Origin of the sequence: Janthinobacterium sp. PSPC1-1 (genome assembly GCF_049897625.1) — a bacterium.
Taxonomy (GTDB): domain Bacteria; phylum Pseudomonadota; class Gammaproteobacteria; order Burkholderiales; family Burkholderiaceae_D; genus Janthinobacterium; species Janthinobacterium tructae.
In genome coordinates this window covers 422,787-441,939 of record NZ_JAFCWP010000005.1, presented here as the reverse complement: position 1 = coordinate 441,939, position 19,153 = coordinate 422,787, and the positions used below count along the sequence as shown (strand labels likewise).

10 protein-coding genes are annotated in these 19,153 nt (G+C 61.3%); 7 read left to right on the top strand and 3 right to left on the bottom strand.

Annotation, left to right across the window (positions count from 1 at the left end):
• Positions 1-30 precede the first annotated feature (30 nt).
• Both ACP7EG_RS18640 and tldD read left to right on the top strand, forming a co-directional pair.
• Positions 31-831, top strand: coding sequence for a carbon-nitrogen hydrolase family protein (locus tag ACP7EG_RS18640; protein WP_426088808.1), 801 nt, complete (start codon positions 31-33; stop codon positions 829-831).
• A 157-nt stretch (positions 832-988) separates the two neighbouring features.
• On the top strand, positions 989-2,449 hold the full coding sequence (tldD, locus tag ACP7EG_RS18635; RefSeq protein ID WP_426088807.1) for a metalloprotease TldD: 1,461 nt from the start codon (positions 989-991) through the stop codon (positions 2,447-2,449).
• Between the two features lie 189 nt (positions 2,450-2,638).
• Here tldD and ACP7EG_RS18630 read toward each other — a convergent pair whose 3' ends face one another.
• The gene (locus ACP7EG_RS18630) at positions 2,639-5,494 is read right to left on the bottom strand and encodes a TonB-dependent receptor (RefSeq protein ID WP_426088806.1); all 2,856 of its coding nucleotides are present in this window, start codon (positions 5,492-5,494) and stop codon (positions 2,639-2,641) included.
• A gap of 499 nt (positions 5,495-5,993) precedes the next feature.
• Between ACP7EG_RS18630 and aroG the strand changes: the two genes are divergently transcribed.
• Positions 5,994-7,058 carry a 3-deoxy-7-phosphoheptulonate synthase AroG gene (gene aroG, locus ACP7EG_RS18625; RefSeq protein ID WP_426088833.1) on the top strand — a complete coding sequence of 355 codons (1,065 nt, stop codon included), beginning with the start codon at positions 5,994-5,996 and terminating at the stop codon, positions 7,056-7,058.
• 186 nt (positions 7,059-7,244) lie between these two features.
• Here aroG and ACP7EG_RS18620 read toward each other — a convergent pair whose 3' ends face one another.
• Positions 7,245-9,896: a TonB-dependent receptor gene (locus ACP7EG_RS18620; RefSeq protein WP_426088805.1), complete on the bottom strand. Its 2,652-nt coding sequence runs from the start codon at positions 9,894-9,896 to the stop codon at positions 7,245-7,247.
• A 357-nt stretch (positions 9,897-10,253) separates the two neighbouring features.
• Positions 10,254-12,923 (bottom strand): TonB-dependent receptor, encoded by a 2,670-nt coding sequence (locus tag ACP7EG_RS18615; RefSeq protein ID WP_426088804.1) that lies wholly within the window; start codon positions 12,921-12,923, stop codon positions 10,254-10,256.
• A 578-nt stretch (positions 12,924-13,501) separates the two neighbouring features.
• Between ACP7EG_RS18615 and ACP7EG_RS18610 the strand changes: the two genes are divergently transcribed.
• The 4 genes from ACP7EG_RS18610 to ACP7EG_RS18595 are packed head-to-tail and all read left to right on the top strand — an operon-like array spanning position 13,502 to position 19,148.
• Positions 13,502-15,334, top strand: a complete 1,833-nt coding sequence (locus tag ACP7EG_RS18610) for an ABC transporter substrate-binding protein (protein WP_426088803.1) — start codon at positions 13,502-13,504, stop codon at positions 15,332-15,334.
• 40 nt (positions 15,335-15,374) lie between these two features.
• The gene (locus ACP7EG_RS18605) at positions 15,375-16,313 is read left to right on the top strand and encodes an ABC transporter permease (protein ID WP_034782513.1); all 939 of its coding nucleotides are present in this window, start codon (positions 15,375-15,377) and stop codon (positions 16,311-16,313) included.
• 9 nt (positions 16,314-16,322) lie between these two features.
• Entirely contained in the window at positions 16,323-17,432 is a 1,110-nt protein-coding gene (locus tag ACP7EG_RS18600; RefSeq protein ID WP_426088802.1) for an ABC transporter permease, read from the top strand.
• Between the two features lie 9 nt (positions 17,433-17,441).
• A complete protein-coding gene (locus ACP7EG_RS18595; protein WP_426088801.1) occupies positions 17,442-19,148 on the top strand; it encodes an ABC transporter ATP-binding protein in 1,707 nt (568 codons plus the stop codon).
• Positions 19,149-19,153 lie beyond the last annotated feature (5 nt).

The following is a 19,153-nucleotide window of genomic DNA, read 5'->3' as shown; positions in this document are numbered from 1 at the left end:
GCGAGGCGTTCGAATGGATAAGAGGTGGCAATGATGCATACAGTTGCAGCAATACAAATGATTTCTTCGCCGTCCGTGGCAGACAACCTGGCCACGGCGCGACGCCTGGTGGCGGAGGCTGCCGCCGCTGGCGCGCAGCTGGTGGTGTTGCCTGAATACTGGGCCATCATGGGCCAGCAGGAAACGGACAAGCTGGCCCATGCGGAACAGCCCGGCAGCGGACCGATCCAGGATGACATGGCGCAGATGGCGCGCCAGCACGGCATCTGGCTGATCGGCGGCACCTTGCCCCTGATCTCCGGCGAGGAGGGCAAGGTCTTGAACACCACGCTGGTGTACGACCCGCAAGGCGAGCCGGCCGGCCGCTACGACAAGATCCACCTGTTCGGTTTTACGCGCGGCACCGAGTCGTACAATGAATCGCGCACTATCGTGCCCGGCGCGCAAGTGCGCGCGATCGAGACGCCGTTCGGCCGCGTCGGCCTGTCCATCTGCTATGACTTGCGCTTTCCCGAGCTGTACCGCGCCATGGGCGATTGCGCGCTGATCGTCGTGCCTGCCGCATTTACCCATACGACGGGCAGCGCCCACTGGGAAGTACTGCTGCGCGCGCGCGCCATCGAAAACCAGTGCTATGTGCTGGCCTCGGCGCAGGGCGGCTTGCATCCGAACGGCCGGCGCACCTGGGGCCACAGCATGCTGATCGACCCGTGGGGCGAAGTGAAAGCCGTGTTGCCCGAAGGCGAGGGCGTGGTCAGCGGCGAGATCGACCTGGTGTTTTTGGCGGGCGTGCGCGAATCGCTGCCTGCCCTAGCGCACCGCACTATGTGAGGGTACCTGACATAAGCTACTGCGCGTCGCGCTTTGCGGCCTGCGATGTTCACCGTGCTCAAGCACGGCTGCGCTTCTCGGCCACAAATCACTGCCGCTCGCTACGCTTCTGTCAGGTACTGAGAATGAGTTGAATATAATTAGCGAGTGCAAAGTTATGAAGCCATTTGAACCCAATCTGTCCAGCCTGGCTGTGGCGCGCGAGATCCTGCTCACGCCGTTCGGCCTGGACGAAGACAAGCTGCTCAAAGCGTTGGGCACGATGTTTACGCACAAGGTCGACTATGCCGACCTGTATTTCCAGTCGACCAGGAGCGAAGGCTGGAGTCTGGAAGAGGGCATCGTCAAGACGGGCAGTTTTTCCATCGACCAGGGCGTGGGCGTGCGCGCCGTGTCCGGCGACAAGACGGCCTTTGCGTATTCCGACGATATTTCCGAGCGGGCCTTGCTGGAAGCGGCAGCGGCCACGCGCACCATCGCGCGCGCGGGTGCCGGCAGAGTCAAGATCGCGGGCCAGATGCAGCCGCAGGGCGGGCGTTCCTTGTACCTGCCCAATGATCCGCTCGCTTCGCTGGATGCCACGGCCAAGGTGCAATTGCTCGAGCGTGTGGAAAAGATGGCGCGGGCGAAAGACCCCCGAGTCGTGCAAGTGATGGCGAGCCTGGCGGGCGAGTACGACGTGGTGCTGGTGCTGCGCAGCGACGGCGTGCTGGCGGCCGACATCCGCCCGCTGGTGCGCGTCTCGCTGACCGTGATCGCGGAGCAGAATGGCCGCCGCGAAACGGGTTCAGCCGGTGGTGGCGGGCGTTTCAGCTATGACTATTTCAGTGATGCCGTGCTGGAACAATACGCGTCCGACGCCGTCAACTCGGCCCTGGTGAACCTGGAAGCGCGTCCCGCACCCGCCGGCCCCATGACCATCGTGCTGGGACCGGGCTGGCCCGGCATCCTGCTGCACGAGGCGATCGGCCATGGCCTGGAAGGCGATTTCAACCGCAAGGGTTCGTCCGCGTTTTCCGGACGCATCGGCGAGCGCGTGGCGGCCAAGGGCGTCACGGTGGTCGATGACGGCACCCTGGCTGGCCGGCGTGGCTCCCTGAATATCGACGACGAGGGCAACCCGACGCAGTGCACAACCCTGATCGAGGATGGCATCCTGAAGGGTTACATCCAGGACACGATGAATGCGCGCCTGATGAAGATGCCCGTGACGGGCAATGCGCGCCGCGAATCGTTCGCCCACCTGCCCATGCCGCGCATGACGAACACGTATATGCTGGGCGGCGACAAGGACCCCGGTGACATCCTCGCTTCCGTGAAAAATGGCTTGTATGCCGTCAACTTTGGCGGCGGCCAGGTCGATATTACCAATGGCAAGTTTGTCTTCTCGGCCAGCGAAGCGTACATGATCGAAAACGGCAAGCTCAGCTATCCGGTCAAAGGGGCGACCTTGATCGGCAATGGCCCGGACGTGCTCAACCGCGTCTCCATGATCGGCAACGACATGCGCCTCGATTCGGGCGTGGGCGTGTGCGGCAAGGAGGGGCAGAGCGTGCCCGTGGGCGTGGGGCAGCCGACCCTGCGCCTCGATGGCATTACCGTCGGCGGCACGGCCTGATTTTTCTGGACACGGCGCGGCCAACACGGTTGTCGGATTACGCCCTCCGGGCTAATCCGACCTACTTTTTTCTGACATGGCGCGCGCGTAGGTCGGGTTAGCGCAAAGCGCGTAACCCGACACCACCATCACGCCGACACCACCATCACGCCAACACCACCGGCCGTGCCAACACGGTTGCTGGATTTCTCAGAACTTGTATTTCACCCCCGCACTGATAAAGCGTCCCGCCGCGCCCGCGTAGTCGAGCGGGTTGTAGCCCGTGGCGCCATACGTGAGCGGGTCGAGCGGGGCGATCTTGTCGAACAGGTTTTGCACCGTTGCAAACACTTCCAGCTTGGGCGTGGCCAGCCAGCGGGCCGTCAGGTCCACCGTCGTGAACGAGGCGATGCGGCAGCCGCGCGGCGCATCGGTGCCGTCGGCGAAATGCGTGGCGCAGCCGTCCGGATCGTTCTTGAAACTGATATTGTCGAGCGGCGCGCGGTAGTTGACATTGGCCGAGATGCGCCACTTCTGACGCTCCCAGGTGGCGCTCAGGTTGACCCTGTCACCGGGTGTGCCCATGCAGTTGGAGACATCGCAATTGCCGTGCGTGCCGGCGAAATCGCGCTGCGTGCCATCCTGCTCCGTGCGCAGCCATTTGTACAGATGCGTCCACTTCAGGTCGAACACCAGGTTGCCATAGTCGCCGCCCAGGTTGAAGCGCTGGCGCGCGTCGATATCGATGCCGCGCACCGTCGTTTGCGCGGAATTGACATAACTGGCCAGCACGGCCGTGATGGCACCCGGATCGCCGGGCTTGTCGCTGGCCGTGGAGGGGTCGCGCGCCACATGGCCCTGCGCAATCGCCGTGTCCGTCTGTTCCTGGTTGATCTCATTCTTGCGGCGGATTTGCCACAGGTCGACCGAGAGGCTGGTGCGCGGCAGCGGATCCCAGATGGCGCCCACGGAATAGCTGCGCGAACGCTCGGGCGACAGTTTGGGATTGGGCGAGGTGATGACGGCGATCGATGCCGGGTCGCACGCGACCTCCACGCCCAGCGCGCAGCGCAGCGGGTCGCTGGCGGTGGAAAACGCGGCCAGGCCACCGACGCCGTTTTCCGCCGCGCCGGGCGCGCGGAAGCCCTTGGCGAAGGTGCCGCGCAGGGCCAGTTCGCGCAGTGGCGTCCATTTCACGCCCACTTTCGGTGTATAGGAATTGCCCACGTCGGTGAAATGGTCGGCGCGCAGGGCACCCGACAGTTCCACGCTTTTCAGCACTGGCGCCAGCACTTCGGCATACAGGGCCGAAGCGTTGCGGCTGCCCTTGTAGGCGGAATAACCGAGGCCGATGATATTGCCCCGTTCCGTGCCTGTGGTCGGCTTGAGTTCCGTCGCTTCGTGGCGGAATTCCGCACCCACGGCCACGCCCAGTTTGCCGCCCTCGAGTTGGCCCATTTCGCGGCTGGCCTTGAAGTCGATCTGCGCGATATGCGTCTTGGCGTCGTTCGAGATGCGCGGCGACAGGGCCGCGTACAGGGCGGGCGAATTGAGGCCCGCGTTTTCCGCGATGCGCCATACGCTGCCGGGAGGCAGGGCCGCATAGGCCGGGTTCAGGCGGGCTGCGGCCACATTGGCGTCGCTGGGGTTGAGCAGGGCGAAGGCCACGTCGCGCTGCAGGAAGCCGCCTTGCTCGTTCGCGACCTTGTTTTGCGAGTACAGCAGGGCGCTGTCGATGTCCCAGCCCGCCACGCTGCCCTTGATGCCGGCGACGAAGCGCGCAAAGGTGGAATCGACTTCCGAGGTGCGCGGGCCGACGTCGGCGGCCAGGTAACGCAGTCGTGCATCGCGGCCGAAGTAGGGATTGTCAGGATGGCCGGCGCCCAGCGCCACGGCCGCATTGCTGACCGGGCCACCCGGAAAACCCACCGAGCCGCTGATGGTCGACGGCGTGGTGACGGAACGCGATTCGCTGTGATACAGATTCAGTTCCACATAGGTTTGCAGTGCCGGCGTCAGTTGCCAGGCGCCGCGGCCAAAAAAATTGATGTTCTTTTGCTTGGGCTGGATCTGGCCGTATTGCTGCGCCGCATCGATGAGGCAGCCGCCGCCCGGATCGCCTTGCGGGTGCGTGGTGAAATTGCCGCAGGCGGCGCCGGGGAAGGTGCGCGTAAAGCCCGCGCCGGCCAAGTTGCCGCGGTTATAGTAATCGAGGGTGTCGGGATTGCGCACATTGCCGTTGACGGCGCTGCCGGCCGCATTGTTGTCGGTGATGGCACCGGCGCCACTGAGCGATTCCTGCGCGCTGAAGCCCAGGTCGCGCAAGTCGCTGCGGCCGACGGCGCCCCGTCCGGCCCGGTCGCGGTTCGAGATTGCCCCTTTTTCGCTGTATTCCAGGTTCAGCAGTACATTGTAGCGGTCGTTGTCGATATCGCCGAAGCCGTGCGTGATGGACGCGCGCGCCTCGCGCCCGTCCCAGTCCTTGGTCTTGCCGTAATTGCCCTTCACTGCCGTGCCCTGGTAATCGCGCCGCAGGATCACGTTGACGACGCCGGCGATGGCGTCCGAGCCGTAGATGGCCGAGGCGCCATCCTTGAGGATTTCCACGCGTTCCACCGCTTCCAGGGGGATGATGTTCAGGTCGGCAAACACTTTCTGGCCGTCGTCGGCCAGGCCGTAGGGCGCCACGCGGCGCCCGTTCAGCAAGACCAGGGTCGACGCCGTGCCCAGGCCGCGCAGCGAGATGCCCGACGCGCCGGCGGCAAAGCCGCCGCTGAAGCTGGTAGGGACGGAACCCTGGTTGTCGACGGCCAGGGTTTGCAGCAGTTCGGCCACGCTGGCCTTGCCCGATTTCTCGATATCGGCAGCGCTCAGGGTTTGCACGGCCGAGGCTGTTTCAGCCTGGGCGCGGCGGATGTTCGAGCCGGTGATTTCCACGCGCTGCAGGGGCGCGGGTGCAGCATTGTCCTGTGCCAGGACGGGTAGACTCAGCAGTGCGCTGGCCAGTGCCAGGCCCAGGCGTGGTGGCGAAAAGGCAGCGGGCTGAAGCAAGGGGGTAGGGCTCATTGTGTTCTCCGGAAAGGTCAGGCAATCAAAGGTCGTCGATGCGTCCTTGAGTCTTGTCCGTCCGGTCTGCCCGGGATTAGATCTTGATCAGTAGTGTGTCGCTTGCCGTCGCCGCAATGGGCGTTGTGTGGTGTGCGTGCCACGACGGGCTCAGCACTGGACTGACCATGCCGGTCTAACGGCGCGCAACTTTTTATGCTTTTTTACGCGCTTTGCCGTCTAAAACGGCAGCGGCATGCGGCTTTGCCGACAAATATACTTGCCAATCCTTGCAATTTAGGTTTATAGTCGTTCATCACTTATGGATGACTCGCATGTTCGCTCGCCACTTTTTTACCGCTTATTTTTACTTTAGCAATTCCAACCCAAAGGCGGTGGAGTAGCGGTCGGTTCACGTAGCAGCAAAAAACGAGATCCCAGCAAATTCTAAAAAACCGCCACTGATGGCGGTTTTTTTTTACCCAGATGTTTTACCCTTCCTTAAATTTTGGAGAAAATGATGCCCCGCACCGATGATTTGCGAATTCGCGAAATGAAGGAATTGACCCCGCCGTCCCACCTGATCCGCGAATTCGCCTGCTCGGAGCAAGCCGAACAGACCGCTGCCAGCGCCCGTATCGCCCTGCACCGCATCCTGCACGGCCAGGATGACCGCCTGATGGTGGTCATCGGGCCTTGCTCCATCCACGATACCAAGGCGGCGATGGAATATGCGCGCCTGCTGGTCAAGGAGCGTGCGCGTTTCGCGGGTGAACTGGAAATCGTCATGCGCGTCTACTTCGAGAAGCCGCGCACCACGGTGGGCTGGAAGGGCCTGATCAACGACCCGTACATGGACAACAGCTTCCGCATCAACGACGGCTTGCGCATGGCGCGCGAACTGTTGCGCAATATCAATGAGCTGGGCTTGCCGGCTGGCACGGAGTTCCTCGACGTCATCAGCCCGCAATACATCGCCGACCTGATCAGCTGGGGTGCCATCGGCGCGCGCACCACGGAGTCGCAGGTGCACCGCGAGCTGGCCTCGGGACTGTCCTGTCCGGTCGGCTTCAAGAATGGCACGGACGGCAATGTGAAAATCGCCGTGGAAGCCATCAAAGCCGCCTCGCAGCCGCACCATTTTCTTTCCGTCACGAAGGGCGGCCACTCGGCCATCGTCTCGACCAACGGCAACGAAGATTGCCACATCATCTTGCGCGGCGGCAAGACGCCCAACTATGACGCGGCCAGCGTGGACGAGGCCTGCAAGGCGATCGCGGCGCAAGGCCTGGCAGCGCGCCTGATGATCGACGCCTCGCATGCGAACAGCTCGAAAAAACCGGAAAACCAGATCCCCGTGTGTGCCGACATCGCCAGCCAGGTGGCGGGCGGCGACAGCCGCATCGTCGGCGTGATGGTGGAATCGCACCTGGTGGCAGGGCGCCAGGATTTGATCCCGGGCAAGGAATTGATCTACGGCCAATCCGTCACGGATGGCTGCATCGACTGGAGCGCCAGCGTGGCCGTGCTGGAAAACCTGGCGGAGGCCGTCAAGCAGCGCCGCCTGCAGGGCGACGCGCAATAAGGTGGCGCGCAGCATGAAAAAAAGCCCGGAAAGCTAAGCTTCCCGGGCTTTTTTACTTAATTCAAGACGCCTGACAAAAGCGTAGCGAGCGGCAACGAGTTGCGGCCGAGACGCGGAACTGTGCTTGAGCACAGTGAGCATCGCAGGCCGCAAATCGCGACGCGCAGTAGCTTTTGTCAGGTGTACTTAGAACTTGTACGTGGCGCGCACGTAGAAGGTGCGGCCCAGCGGATCAGTGTAACGCGGATCGTAGCCGGACTGGAAGGTGCCGATCTGGTTACTGAACGGTGGATCTTCGTTCAGCAGATTTTTTACGCCCACGGTGACTTCGGTATTCTTGAAGCCTGAGTACGCGCCCGACAGCGACCATACCGAGTAAGCCTTGACGCTTTGCTCGAATTGCGGATCGACATAGTTCTGGTCGCGGTAGCCGCTCATGTACTTGTTCGACAGCGTGGCATTCCACTTGTCCATATTCCATTGCAGGGAGGCATTGTGTCTCCAGCGGAATACCGGTGCATTGTCGCCATACACGCCCACGTTTTGCACGAATTCACCGCCGCGTTCGTTCTGGTACTCATACTTCTGTACCCAGGTGCCGTCAAAGGCGAACGTGAAGTTGCCATACTGGCTACGTGGCAATTTCCAGTTCAGGCCCAAGTCGATGCCCGAGGTGTGCATTTCGCCCAGGTTGCCCAGGGTGGCCAGCACGTAATCGAGCTTGCCATCAGCGGTATAGATGAAGTTGTTCTGATACTTGGCGTAGTTGTCGAACAGGGTCTGTTCGGCCACGGTACCGATCTTGTCGCGCAGCTTGATCTGGAAGTAATCGAGCGAGACGGTCAGCGACTTGGTAGGTTCGATGACGATACCGGCGCTGAAGGTTTTCGATTTTTCCGGGCCGACCTCCGGATTGCCACCCGAGCGGATGTACTGCTGCGCGCCGCAGGCGACATTGCTGTTGGCGCCAGGAATCGGTACGCCGCCTGGGCACAGGCGTGGATCGTCGTACTTGTTGGCCGTGAAGGTCTTGGTTTGCGGACCATGCAGGTCATACAGTGTTGGCGCGCGGAAGCCTGTGTTGTAGGAGCTGCGCAGCAGCACCTGGCTCGTTGGTTGCCAGCGCACGCCGACCTTCGGATTGAAGCTGCCGCCGACGTCGTTATAGTGGTCATAACGGGCTGCCAGCGACAGTTCCAGGTCTTTCACGACAGGAATGCTCAGTTCCGAGAATATGGCGGCGATATTGCGGCTGCCCGACTGGTTCTGTGCTTCGGCGTAGCCGGAGCTCGATGCCTGGCCGGCCAGATCCCGGTTCACGTTGTACTCGGCCTTGTCGTTGCGGAATTCCGTACCGACGGCGAAACCGACGGCGCCAGCCGGCAGGTTGAACAGCTCGCGGCTGACCTTGGCGTCGACCGCAGTGCTGGTCATCTTCGCGCTCAGGTATTCGCCTTTCAGGACGGAGTCCTTCAGGTACGCATCGCCAGCGCTACTCTGCGCGCCGAACGGGTTCAGTATGCCATTGCCGATGCCGTCGATGATGCGCTGGTCATTCAGGTAGCCGCCCGTGAAGGCGCTGGTGGCCTTGCTGACGGAGTAGCTGAGGCCGACGTTGTAGTCCCACGCACCCAGGACGCCTTCCGAAGCCAGTACCAGGCGGTCCGAGGTGCTGGTGTCGAAGCCGCTGCGCTGGCCCGACGCCACCGGACGCCAGCTGATGTCCAGCGGCTCGCCCGACAGGCCCGCCATGGCTGGTACACCGCCGCTGCCGCCTGGATAGTAAGGGGAGCTCGACGACATGAGGATGCCGATGTTCGACATCGGCGGCGGCGAGATGCGCGCCTCGTTGGTGCTGCGCGAGTGCAGGTATTCGATGGTGGCCAGGTGATCCTGGTTCAGCTTGAAGCTGGCCTTGCCGAGGAAGGATTCCTGCTGGGTTTTCGGGATGGCCTGGATGAATGGTGTGACATCCATGGCGCAGGTGCTCTTGCCCGAAGTATTCTTGTACAGGTTCTCACCCACGCAACCGCCGGCAAAGGCCGGGTTGCCGATCAGGCCATTGCCGGTATCGTAGAAGTTGGCAGGGAAGGTGGTGCCGCTCAGGTTATCCACGCCCTTGCTTGGGATGTAGCCGCTCTTCGAGAAGGAACGGTCGGCCGTGCTCAGCGCCGACTGGCGATGTACGTCAACCACGCCGAAGACGTTGAAGCCATCTTTGTTCAGATCGCCGTAGCCGCCGGACAGGTTCAGGCGCGATTCGTCGCCGCCACCCGCTTTTTGTGGCTCGTAATGTTCGACCGTGACGGAGCCGCCCTTGACGGAACGCTTGGTGATGAAGTTAATCACGCCGCCGATGGCATCGGTACCGTAGATGGCGGAGGCGCCGTCGCGCAGCACTTCAACGCGTTCCAGGGCCGAAATCGGAATGATGTTCAGGTCGACGGACGAACCGTTGAATGGGTGGCTGGCGATACGGCGGCCGTTCAGCAGGACCAGGGTCTTGTCGCCGCCGATGCCGCGCAGGTCGGCGACGGACTGGCCGCCCGTGCCGGAGCCTACGGATTGCGAGCTGCTTTGCGAGCTCTGATTCATGGAAATGGTGGACAGGACTTCCTGTGCCGTCGTCAAGCCTTGCTTGGCGAAATCATCGGCCTTGATCGAGGTGATCGGCAGCGCTGTCTCCGATGCCAGGCGCTTGATGCTCGAACCTGTGACTTCCACGCGCTGCATGGCGCCATCTGTTGTTTCTTGCGCATATGCAGCGTGCATGCTCAGGGCCATGCCGCCAGCAAACATCAGGCGCAGCGACCGCGATATTACATTTTCTATCATCATCTGAAATTCCTTATTATTGTGATAAAGGCGGCAATTATTTTGAAATAACTTGTTGCTTACTAACAATTTATTTGCCTTTTTGCAAAACCACCAATGAAAATTTTGTAAATTTCCTGGGCCCTCATCAAAACATTCACGATTCAGATTGTCAATTTCGTGCAGACTTTTTGGACGAAATGCAACATATTGCTAATTTTTTTGCATTACTTCAGGAATAAAGTATCGCCAACCCTTGTCAGGCGCGGTCAGGCGCGTAAAATAAAACGGCGCTCAGCATACCTGCTGGCGCCGTCCTTCGTGCTGCAGGCAAACGCTGGTCAGCGCTGCCCCGTTTATCTCTGTTTCAGCCCATCTCCCTTAGAACGTATAGCTGCCGCGCAGGTAATACGCGCGCCCGATCGGATCCGTGTAGCGCGGGTCATAGCCTTTCTGGAACAGGGTGCCCTGGTTCGAGAACGGTGGTTCCTTGTCGAACAGGTTCTTTACGCCGGCAGTCAGCAGCAAGCCTTTCCATACGTAGCTACCCGACACGTTCAGCAGGCTGTAGGAGGGTACATCGTGCCGGTACTGCGGATCGACCTGGTTCTGATCCGTATAGCCGGACTTGAACGATTGCGACACGGTGGCGCCCCAGTTTCCCAAGCGCCAGTTGAGGGCCGCCGTATGTTTCCAGCGGAACACAGGATTGTTGTCCGCATAGCGGCCGACGTTGGCAATGAATTCGCCACCGCGCTCATTCTGGTAGTCATACTTGTGGGTCCAGGTGCCGTCGACCGACACGCTGAAATCGCCGTAGGCGCCGCGCCCCAGGCGTGCATTCAGGCTCACGTCGATGCCGTCGGTTTTTACTTCGCCGAGGTTGTCGTTCAAGTCCAGGATGGCGAAAGGCGAACCGTCGGGATTGCGCAGGAACAAGGCCTTATATTTTTCGTAGTTACCGTAGATGGATTGTTCGGGCAAGGACGAAATCTTGTCCTTCAGGTGAATGTTCCAGTAATCGATGGCCACCGTCACTTCCTTGACGGGTTCGAGCACCAGGCCGAAAGCAAACGTGGTGGATTTTTCCGGTTTCAGCTTTTCATTCCCGCCTTGCAGCTTGAATTGCTGCAAGTCGCAATCGCGCAGGGGATTGGCGCCCGGCTGCGGCACGCCGCCCGGGCAGAGGATGGGGTCGTCGTAGGAATCGTTGGTATCGTTCTTCGACGGCGGCGCGTTCTTTTCAAACAAGGTCGGTGCGCGGAAACCCGTGCTGGCCGAACCGCGCAGCACCAGCGCGCTGCTGGCCTGGTAGCGCAGGGCCAGCTTGGGATTGGTCGTGCTGCCCACGTCGCTGTAATGGTCGAAGCGGGCCGCCAGCTGGACTTCCAGATCCTTGATCAATGGCAAGTTGACTTCGCCGAAGACGGCCTGGATCGTGCGCGAGCCGCTTTTCGACAGCGAACCGGACAGGCCGGAACTGGTGGCCTGGCTGGCGATCTCGCGGTTGACATTGAAGTCGGCTTTTTCGCGCCGCAGTTCGCCGCCCAAGGCGATGGCCAGCGGGCCGCCGGCCAGTTGCATCAGTTCGCGGCTGCCCTTGATGTCGAAACCCGTGGTGGTGACCTTGGCGCTCTGCACTTCGCCGCGCAGGGCCGTGCTGTCGAGGTAAGCCTTGCCGGCTGCATCCTGCACGCCAAACGGGTTCAGTATGCCGTTCAGCACGCCAGCGGCAAAACCCGCATCCTGCACGTAGCCGCCCGTAAATTTCTCGGACGACTTGCTGATCGCATGGCTCAGGCCCGTCTTGTAGTCCCAGCCAGCCAGCTCGCCTTCGAGCGCCAGCACCAGGCGGTCCGCCTTGCCGGTGGAATCGATCTGCCGCTGGCCCGCTTCCACGGGGCGCCAGTTGACGCTCAGCGGCTGTCCCGACAGCCCCGGCTGGGCCGGCACGCCGCCCGCATTGCCCGGGTAGTATTTGCTGCTGATGGGCAGGATCAAGGCCGTTTGTGGTGGCGGCGCCGTGCGCGCCTTCACCTTGTTTTCCGAATGCAAGTATTCGAGCGTGGCCAGGTGGCCGCCGCCCAGCTTGAAGGCGCCCTTGCCGAAGAATGCCACCTGCTCCTGTGCCGGCAGATCGTCGATCTGTCGCGTGTAGTCCTGGCGACAGGTGCCGTTGGCAGCCGCCACGGACAGGGGCGGGTTGCAGCCCGTGGCCGCATACGGATTGCCGGCCAGGCCCTTGCCGCCGTTGGCCGCGGCATCGAAGTAGTTGCCGGGGAAAGTGGTGCCGCTGGTGAGCGACAGGCCGCGCTCGGGAATGATGCCCGTTGCCGAGAAGGCGCGGTCTTGCGAGGTCAGCACATTTTGCTTGTGGTAATCGACCACGCCGAAAATATTGTAGCCGTCCGTATCGAGCTTGCCGAAGCCGGTCGACAGGTTGATGCGGTGTTCGCCACCGCCCTTGTGTTCGGGCGCGACGACCTCGGCGGTGATGTTCGTGACGTTGATGGAGCGCTTGGTGATGAAGTTGATGACGCCGCCGATGGCGTCCGTGCCGTAGATGGCCGAAGCGCCGTCGCGCAGCACTTCGACGCGCTCCAGGGCGGCGATGGGAATGATGTTCAGGTCGACGCTGGCGCCGTCATACGGATGGTTGGCGATGCGCCGGCCATTGAGCAGCACCAGGGTCTTGTCGCCGCCCAGACCGCGCAAGTCGGCGCTGGCCTGGCCGCCTGTGGGCAAGCCGCTGGTATTGCCGCCGACGGCATTGCCGCTGCCCATGCTGGAGGAATTCGAGGGTATCTTGCTGAGCACTTCCTGGGCCGTGGTCAGGCCCTGCTTGGCAAAGTCTTCGGCCTTGAAGATGGAGAGAGGGGTGGCTGTTTCCGAAACCAGCCGTTTGATGGAAGAACCTGTGACTTCTACGCGCTGCATGCCGGTTGTTTCACCGGTTTCCTGGGCCAGTGCCGGCTGGCTGAGGATGCCGGCGGCGAGGCCGCCGGCGCAGATCAAACGGATGGAGCGGGACAGGCATATTTCTCTAATCATGTTCAAGACTCCTGATAAAGCGGTTGGCTAAAAGGGCAAGAACGGCCGCGCCGGTAAGCACGTCCGAGAATATTGAAAATGCGAAATGATTTATCTCTTTTCAATTGATTGAATGTAATGATTAACAAAACTCTTTGTCAACAGGGTGTTGTACTTTGTGTTTTTAAACAACGGCTTCCATTCAGTGATATTGATTTGAAACAAAGTGTCCTCGTTTGGTGATGTATTCCCCGCCGAAACTGTTTTTTGCTGCGTAGCGTGCGCCCCGGCAGCGAATGCTGTACTGCAGCGTAGATGTCCGGCCGGTCTTTTCCTTGCCGATGAAAATCGGGTGTGGTGCAATGCAGCAAAATCGGACGGGGAGCGGGCCGGGAGTGGCGGCCCCTGCATTTCTCTTTGTCGGCGAGGGCGAAACTGCGTTATCGTTACGCGTTTTTCAGGCAGTCGAGACGGCTGCGAACAAGGCACAGATCTTGCGAGGATGGACTGGTTTTGGCGGTGGAATCCTGTATCCCAGGGGGAAGCCAGTACAAGCGCACCAATACGGTGCGACAGATAATCGAGATGAAGGGTATTACATGAAGTCACCATGGATGCGGCGCGTGGCGCTGCTCGCCTGCCTGGCCACCCTGCCGCTGGCGGCCGTTGCCGCTGCCGCGGATGCCACCCCTGCGGCCGCACCGGTCAAAACCTTGCGCTATATCCTGCCGGCCGCCGAGACGGGCTTCGATCCGGCCACCGCGCGCGACCTGTATTCGAACCACATCACACAGGCCGTCTTCGACACCCTGTACACGTATGACTACCTGGCGCGCCCCGTCAAGGTCGTGCCGGGCGCCGCCGCCGCCATGCCGGAAGTATCAAGCGACGGCAAGACTTACACCATCCGCCTGAAAAAAGGCATTCTGTTTACGCCCGACGCCGCGTTCGGCGGCAAGCGCCGCGAACTGACGATGGCCGATTATGTGTATTCGTGGAAGCGATTGTTCGACCCGCGCCTGGCCTCGCCGCACAGTTGGCTGTTTGAAGGCAAGGTGGTGGGCCTGGACGACCTGGCCAAGGAAGCAGGCAAGTCGAACAAACTCGATTTCAACAAGAAGGTGGCGGGCCTGGAAATCCTCGACCCGTACACCTTGCGCATCACGCTGACCAAGACCGATTTCAACTTCCCCATGATCCTCGCCTACGTGCCGACGGCCGCCGTGGCGCGCGAAGTGGTGGACAAGTATGGCGACGTGAAGGGCGAAGTGGGCTCGAATCCCGTCGGCACCGGCTATTACACCCTGGGTGAGTGGACGCGCGGCAACCGCATCGTCCTGAACCGTAACCCGCAGCACTTGCCCGAGACGTGGAATTTCATGGCCGGCGACGACCCGGATGATCAGCGCATCGTGCGCCAGATGCAGGGCAAGCGCATTCCCGCCATCGACCGCATCGAAATTTCCGTGATGATCGAAGACCAGTCGCGCTGGCTGTCGTTCCAGAGCGGCGGCACGGATGTGTTCTGGCTCGACGGCCCGCTGGCGCCGAAAGCGCTGCTCAACGGCAAGCTGCGTCCCGAGCTGGCGGAGAAGGGCGTGCAACTGTCGCGTCTGCTGGATCCGGAAATCAGCTATTACTACTGGAATATGCAAGACCCGACTCTGGGCGGCTTCAGCAAGGAAAAGATCGCCCTGCGCCGCGCCATTGCCATGGCGCACAATATCGATGAAGAAATCCGCATCATCTGGAATGGCCAGGCCAAGCGCCTCGACTATCCGATTCCACCGGGCGTGGTCGGCTACGATCCGCATTACAAATCCCTGCTGCAATACGATCCCGTGCTGGCGAATAAACTGCTGGATAAATTCGGCTACAAGAAGGGCGCCGATGGCTGGCGTACTTTGCCAGATGGCAAGCCGCTGCTGATCCGCTACGCCTCGCGCAATGAAGCCAATGGCGTGCTGCAGGCGGAAATGTGGCGCAAGACGTACAACTCGCTGGGCATCCGCATGGAAAACGACCGCATGATCTTTTCTGACATTCTGAAAACGGAAAAGCAGTGCAAGATGCAGACGCGCACGGCGCCGTGGCTGGCCGATTATCCGGACGGCGACAACTTCATGCAGCTGTTCTACGGCCCGAACACGCACCAGAACAACAACGGCTGCTACCAGGACCCGGAATACGACAAGTGGTACGCGGCCAGCCAGGCCATGCCGGCCAGCCCCGAGCGCGATGAGCTGTTCCACAAGATGGCGCGCCGCCTGGAAGTGAATGCGGGCGCCCTGATCGGCTATGCGCGCTACCGCAACATGCTGGCGCAAAAGACGGTGCAAGGCTACAAGAAGCACCCGATCCTGTTCCAGGAGTGGGCGTATATGGATATCGACAGCAATGGCGCACCAGTTCCGGCGCCAGCCGCCAAATAAGCGCAGCCGCTTATAACAACATATACAACAAGGAATTATTATGTTCGCTTATATCCTGCGCCGTCTGTGGCAGATGCTGCCCACCATGCTGGGCGTCGTCCTGCTGGTGTTTATCCTGTTCAACTGGGTAGGCGGCGACCCCGCCTACATCCTGGCCGGCAAGATGTCGAGTGCGGAAAGCATCGCCAACATCCGCCGCCAGCTCGGTGTCGACCAGCCGTATTACGTGCAACTGTGGATCTTCATCAAGCAGATCGTCACGTTTGACTTCGGCCAGAGTTGGGCCACGGGGGAATCCGTGTCGCACATCATTACGTCGCGCCTGGGTCCGTCGATGATGGTCTTGATCCCGCTGACCGTACTGGAAACGTTTTTTGGCGTGGCGCTGGCGCTGGCCATCGCCTTCGTGCGCGGCTCGCTGACGGACCGCGCCGTCATGATCGCTTGTACGGTGGGCATGTCGATTTCCATCCTCGTCTACATCATCGTCTTCCAGTACGGCTTTGCCTACAAGCTGGGCCTGTTCCCCGTGCAGGGCTGGGGTGACAGCTTCTGGGAAAACCTGCTGCGCTATTCGACCCTGCCGATTCTGATCGGCCTGGCCGTGTCGATTGCGCCGACCCTGCGCCTGTTCCGCACCTTCGTGCTGGACGAGGCGAACCAGGATTACGTACGCACGGCGCGTGCCAAGGGTCTCAAGGAAGGCCGCATCATGTGGGTGCACGTGCTGCGCAACGCCGGCATCCCCATCATTACCTATGTGATGTCGAACTTGCCGGCCCTGCTGATCGGCGCTTTCCTGCTGGAACGCTTTTTCGGCATCCCCGGCATCGGGCGTGAAGTGATCCTGGCCGTCGAGCGCAGCGACTTTCCGGTGATCAAGGCGATCACCGTGTACGTTGCCGCCGCCACCATGCTCTTCAACCTGCTCACCGACCTGCTGTACCAGGCGGTCGATCCTCGCGTACAACTGAAGTAGAAAGAGACGATGTCGAAACCTCATACATCGCCCGGCCTGTGGGCCCTGGCGTGGCGCCGTTTGCGCGGCGACAAGATTGCAATGGTATCGCTGGCCGTGGTCGGCGCCTTTTTCCTGCTGGTGCTGGCGTCCGCCAGCGGCCTGGTGGCCTCGAACTGGGAAGACGAAGTGGCCGTCAGCTATGCGCCGCCCACGTTTGTGGGCGCCGACAAGGATGTCGCCGCCGATGGCGCGATGCCCGTGACGGACGAGCGCAGCGCTCCCACACCCGTCAACGTGCTCGATCCGCTGGCCGACGATATCGCCGAACTGCGCGCGCAGATGGGCAGCAACCCATCGGCTGGCGTCGAGATGTACGGCGTCACCGACCCGCTGGCCGACGACTTGACGGCCTTGCGCGCCGGCATGGGCAAGGCCAGGAAACTCGTCACGCACAAGGCGGCAACGTTACCGTTCGGCGCCGACAAGTGGGGCCACGATATCGTGCAGAAAACCATCAAGGGCGGCGAAACGTCGATCGTCGTGGGCCTGGTGGCAGCTTTGCTGGCCGTGGTCCTGGGCACCTTGTTTGGCGCCGTGTCCGGCTACTTCGGCGGCATGGTCGATGATTTCTTCAACTGGTTCTACAGCATTTTTACGTCGATTCCATCGATCCTCATGATTCTCACTGTGGCGGCCGTGCTGCAGCAAAAGGGCGTGCTGACCATCGTGCTGATCCTGGGGCTGACCGGCTGGACGGGGCCATACCGTTTGATCCGCGCCGAATACATCAAGCACAAGGCGCGCGAATACGTGATGGCGGCCGACGCCATCGGCGCCTCGCACTGGCGCAAGATGTTTTCGCACATCTTCCCGAACGTCAGTCACGTGGCGCTGGTGCAAATGTCGATTCTGGTGGTGGGCTTCATCAAGGCCGAAGTGATTCTGAGTTTCCTCGGCTTTGGCGTGCCGGTGGGCACCGTCTCGTGGGGCAGCATGCTCAACGAGGCACAAAATGAACTGATCCTGGGCAAATGGTGGCAGCTGACCGCCGCCGCCACGGCGATGGCCGTGCTGGTGACGGCGTTCTCGCTGTTTACCGATGCCTTGCGCGATGCGCTCGACCCCAAAGTGAAATAGGAGTTGCTCATGGACCAGAATAACTTGTTGGAAGTGCGCGACCTGCGCGTCACCTTCCGCCTGGACAAGAAGACCACGTTCGAAGCTGTCAAGGGCATCTCGTTCAACGTGCCGCGCAACAGCACCGTGGCCCTGGTGGGCGAATCGGGCAGCGGCAAGTCCGTCAGTTCGCTGGCCGTGATGGGCTTGTTGCCGCCAGATAACACCATCATCGATCCTGCATCGAGCATCCATTTCGGCGGGCGCGACTTGCTGCAACTGTCGATCGCCGAGCGGCGCACCATGTGCGGCAAGGATATCTCGATGATCTTCCAGGAGCCGATGTCGTCGCTGAATCCCGTCTTCACGGTCGGCTTCCAGATCGCCGAAGTGTTGCGCCAGCACATGGGCATGAACCGCAAGCAGGCGCGCGCGCGCACGCTGGAGTTGCTGGAAGAAGTGGGCATACCCGATCCCGCCACCAAGATCGACGCCTACCCGAGCCAGATGTCGGGCGGCCAGCAGCAGCGCGTGATGATCGCCATGGCGATCGCCTGCGAACCGAAACTGCTGATTGCCGACGAGCCGACGACGGCGCTGGACGTGACGATCCAGAAGCAGATCATGGACCTGATCGCGGCGCTGCAAAAGAAACATCAAATGTCCGTGCTCTTCATTACCCACGACCTGGGCCTGGTGGGAGAGATCGCCGACCAGGTCATCGTCATGCGCCACGGCGAAGTGCGCGAAACGGGCGAAGTGCGGCAAGTGTTTGAAGCGCCGCAAGACAGCTACACGAAAGCCCTGCTGCATTGCCGTCCCTCGCTGGACGAGCGCCCATGGCGCTTGCCCGTGATCGCCGATTACATGGATGGTAAGCATGAGGCAATCAAGGCCGGCCCCGGCATCGACATGAAGCAGCGCACGCGCGGCTACACCCCGGGCGACGAACCGGTGCTGGTGGTGAATAACTTAAGTAAAAGCTTTTATACGCGTGTAGGCCTGTTCGGCAAGCGCGAATTCCAGGCCGTCAAGGACGTGTCGTTCACTTTGCCACGCGGAAAAACACTGGGCGTGGTGGGCGAATCCGGTTCGGGCAAGACGACGGTGGGATTGACCTTGCTGCGCTTGCACCAGGCGACGGGCGGCACGGCCATGTTCCACGGCAAGGACCTGATTGCCATGCCGAACAAGGAGTATTTGCCGTATAAACGCCGCATCCAGATCATCTTCCAGAATCCATACGCCTCGCTGAACCCCCGTTTTACGGTGGGGCAGATCTTGCTCGAACCGATGCGCATCCACAAGATCGGCGCGAACGACCAGGAACGCATCGCCAAGGCCTACTGGCTGCTCGACAAGGTGGGCTTGCCGGAACAGGCATTCCACCGCTATCCGCACGAGTTTTCCGGCGGCCAGCGTCAGCGCATCGCGATTGCCCGCTGCCTGACCATGCAGCCGGAAATTTTGGTCTGCGACGAATCCGTCTCGGCGCTGGACGTGTCGGTGCAGGCGCAGGTATTGAACCTGCTGCAGGACTTGCAGGATGAGTTCGGCTTGTCGTACATCTTCATCTCGCACGATTTGTCGGTGGTGAAATACATCGCCGACCAGGTGATGGTGATGCACAAGGGGCAGGTGGTGGAGCTGGCCGATTCGGATGAGCTGTACCGCAATCCCGTGCATCCGTACACGCGCACCTTGCTCAGTGCTATCCCGAAGGGCGTGCAATTGTAGGGGGA

Coding starts and splice junctions, on each gene's coding strand:
- tldD (WP_426088807.1), top strand. CDS start 989: ATGAAGCCATTTGAACCCAATCTGTCCAGCCTGGCTGTGGCGCGCGAG.
- ACP7EG_RS18595 (WP_426088801.1), top strand. CDS start 17,442: ATGGACCAGAATAACTTGTTGGAAGTGCGCGACCTGCGCGTCACCTTC.
- ACP7EG_RS18605 (WP_034782513.1), top strand. CDS start 15,375: ATGTTCGCTTATATCCTGCGCCGTCTGTGGCAGATGCTGCCCACCATG.
- ACP7EG_RS18615 (WP_426088804.1), bottom strand. CDS start 12,923: ATGATTAGAGAAATATGCCTGTCCCGCTCCATCCGTTTGATCTGCGCC.
- ACP7EG_RS18610 (WP_426088803.1), top strand. CDS start 13,502: ATGAAGTCACCATGGATGCGGCGCGTGGCGCTGCTCGCCTGCCTGGCC.
- ACP7EG_RS18640 (WP_426088808.1), top strand. CDS start 31: ATGATGCATACAGTTGCAGCAATACAAATGATTTCTTCGCCGTCCGTG.
- aroG (WP_426088833.1), top strand. CDS start 5,994: ATGCCCCGCACCGATGATTTGCGAATTCGCGAAATGAAGGAATTGACC.
- ACP7EG_RS18620 (WP_426088805.1), bottom strand. CDS start 9,896: ATGATGATAGAAAATGTAATATCGCGGTCGCTGCGCCTGATGTTTGCT.
- ACP7EG_RS18600 (WP_426088802.1), top strand. CDS start 16,323: ATGTCGAAACCTCATACATCGCCCGGCCTGTGGGCCCTGGCGTGGCGC.
- ACP7EG_RS18630 (WP_426088806.1), bottom strand. CDS start 5,494: ATGAGCCCTACCCCCTTGCTTCAGCCCGCTGCCTTTTCGCCACCACGC.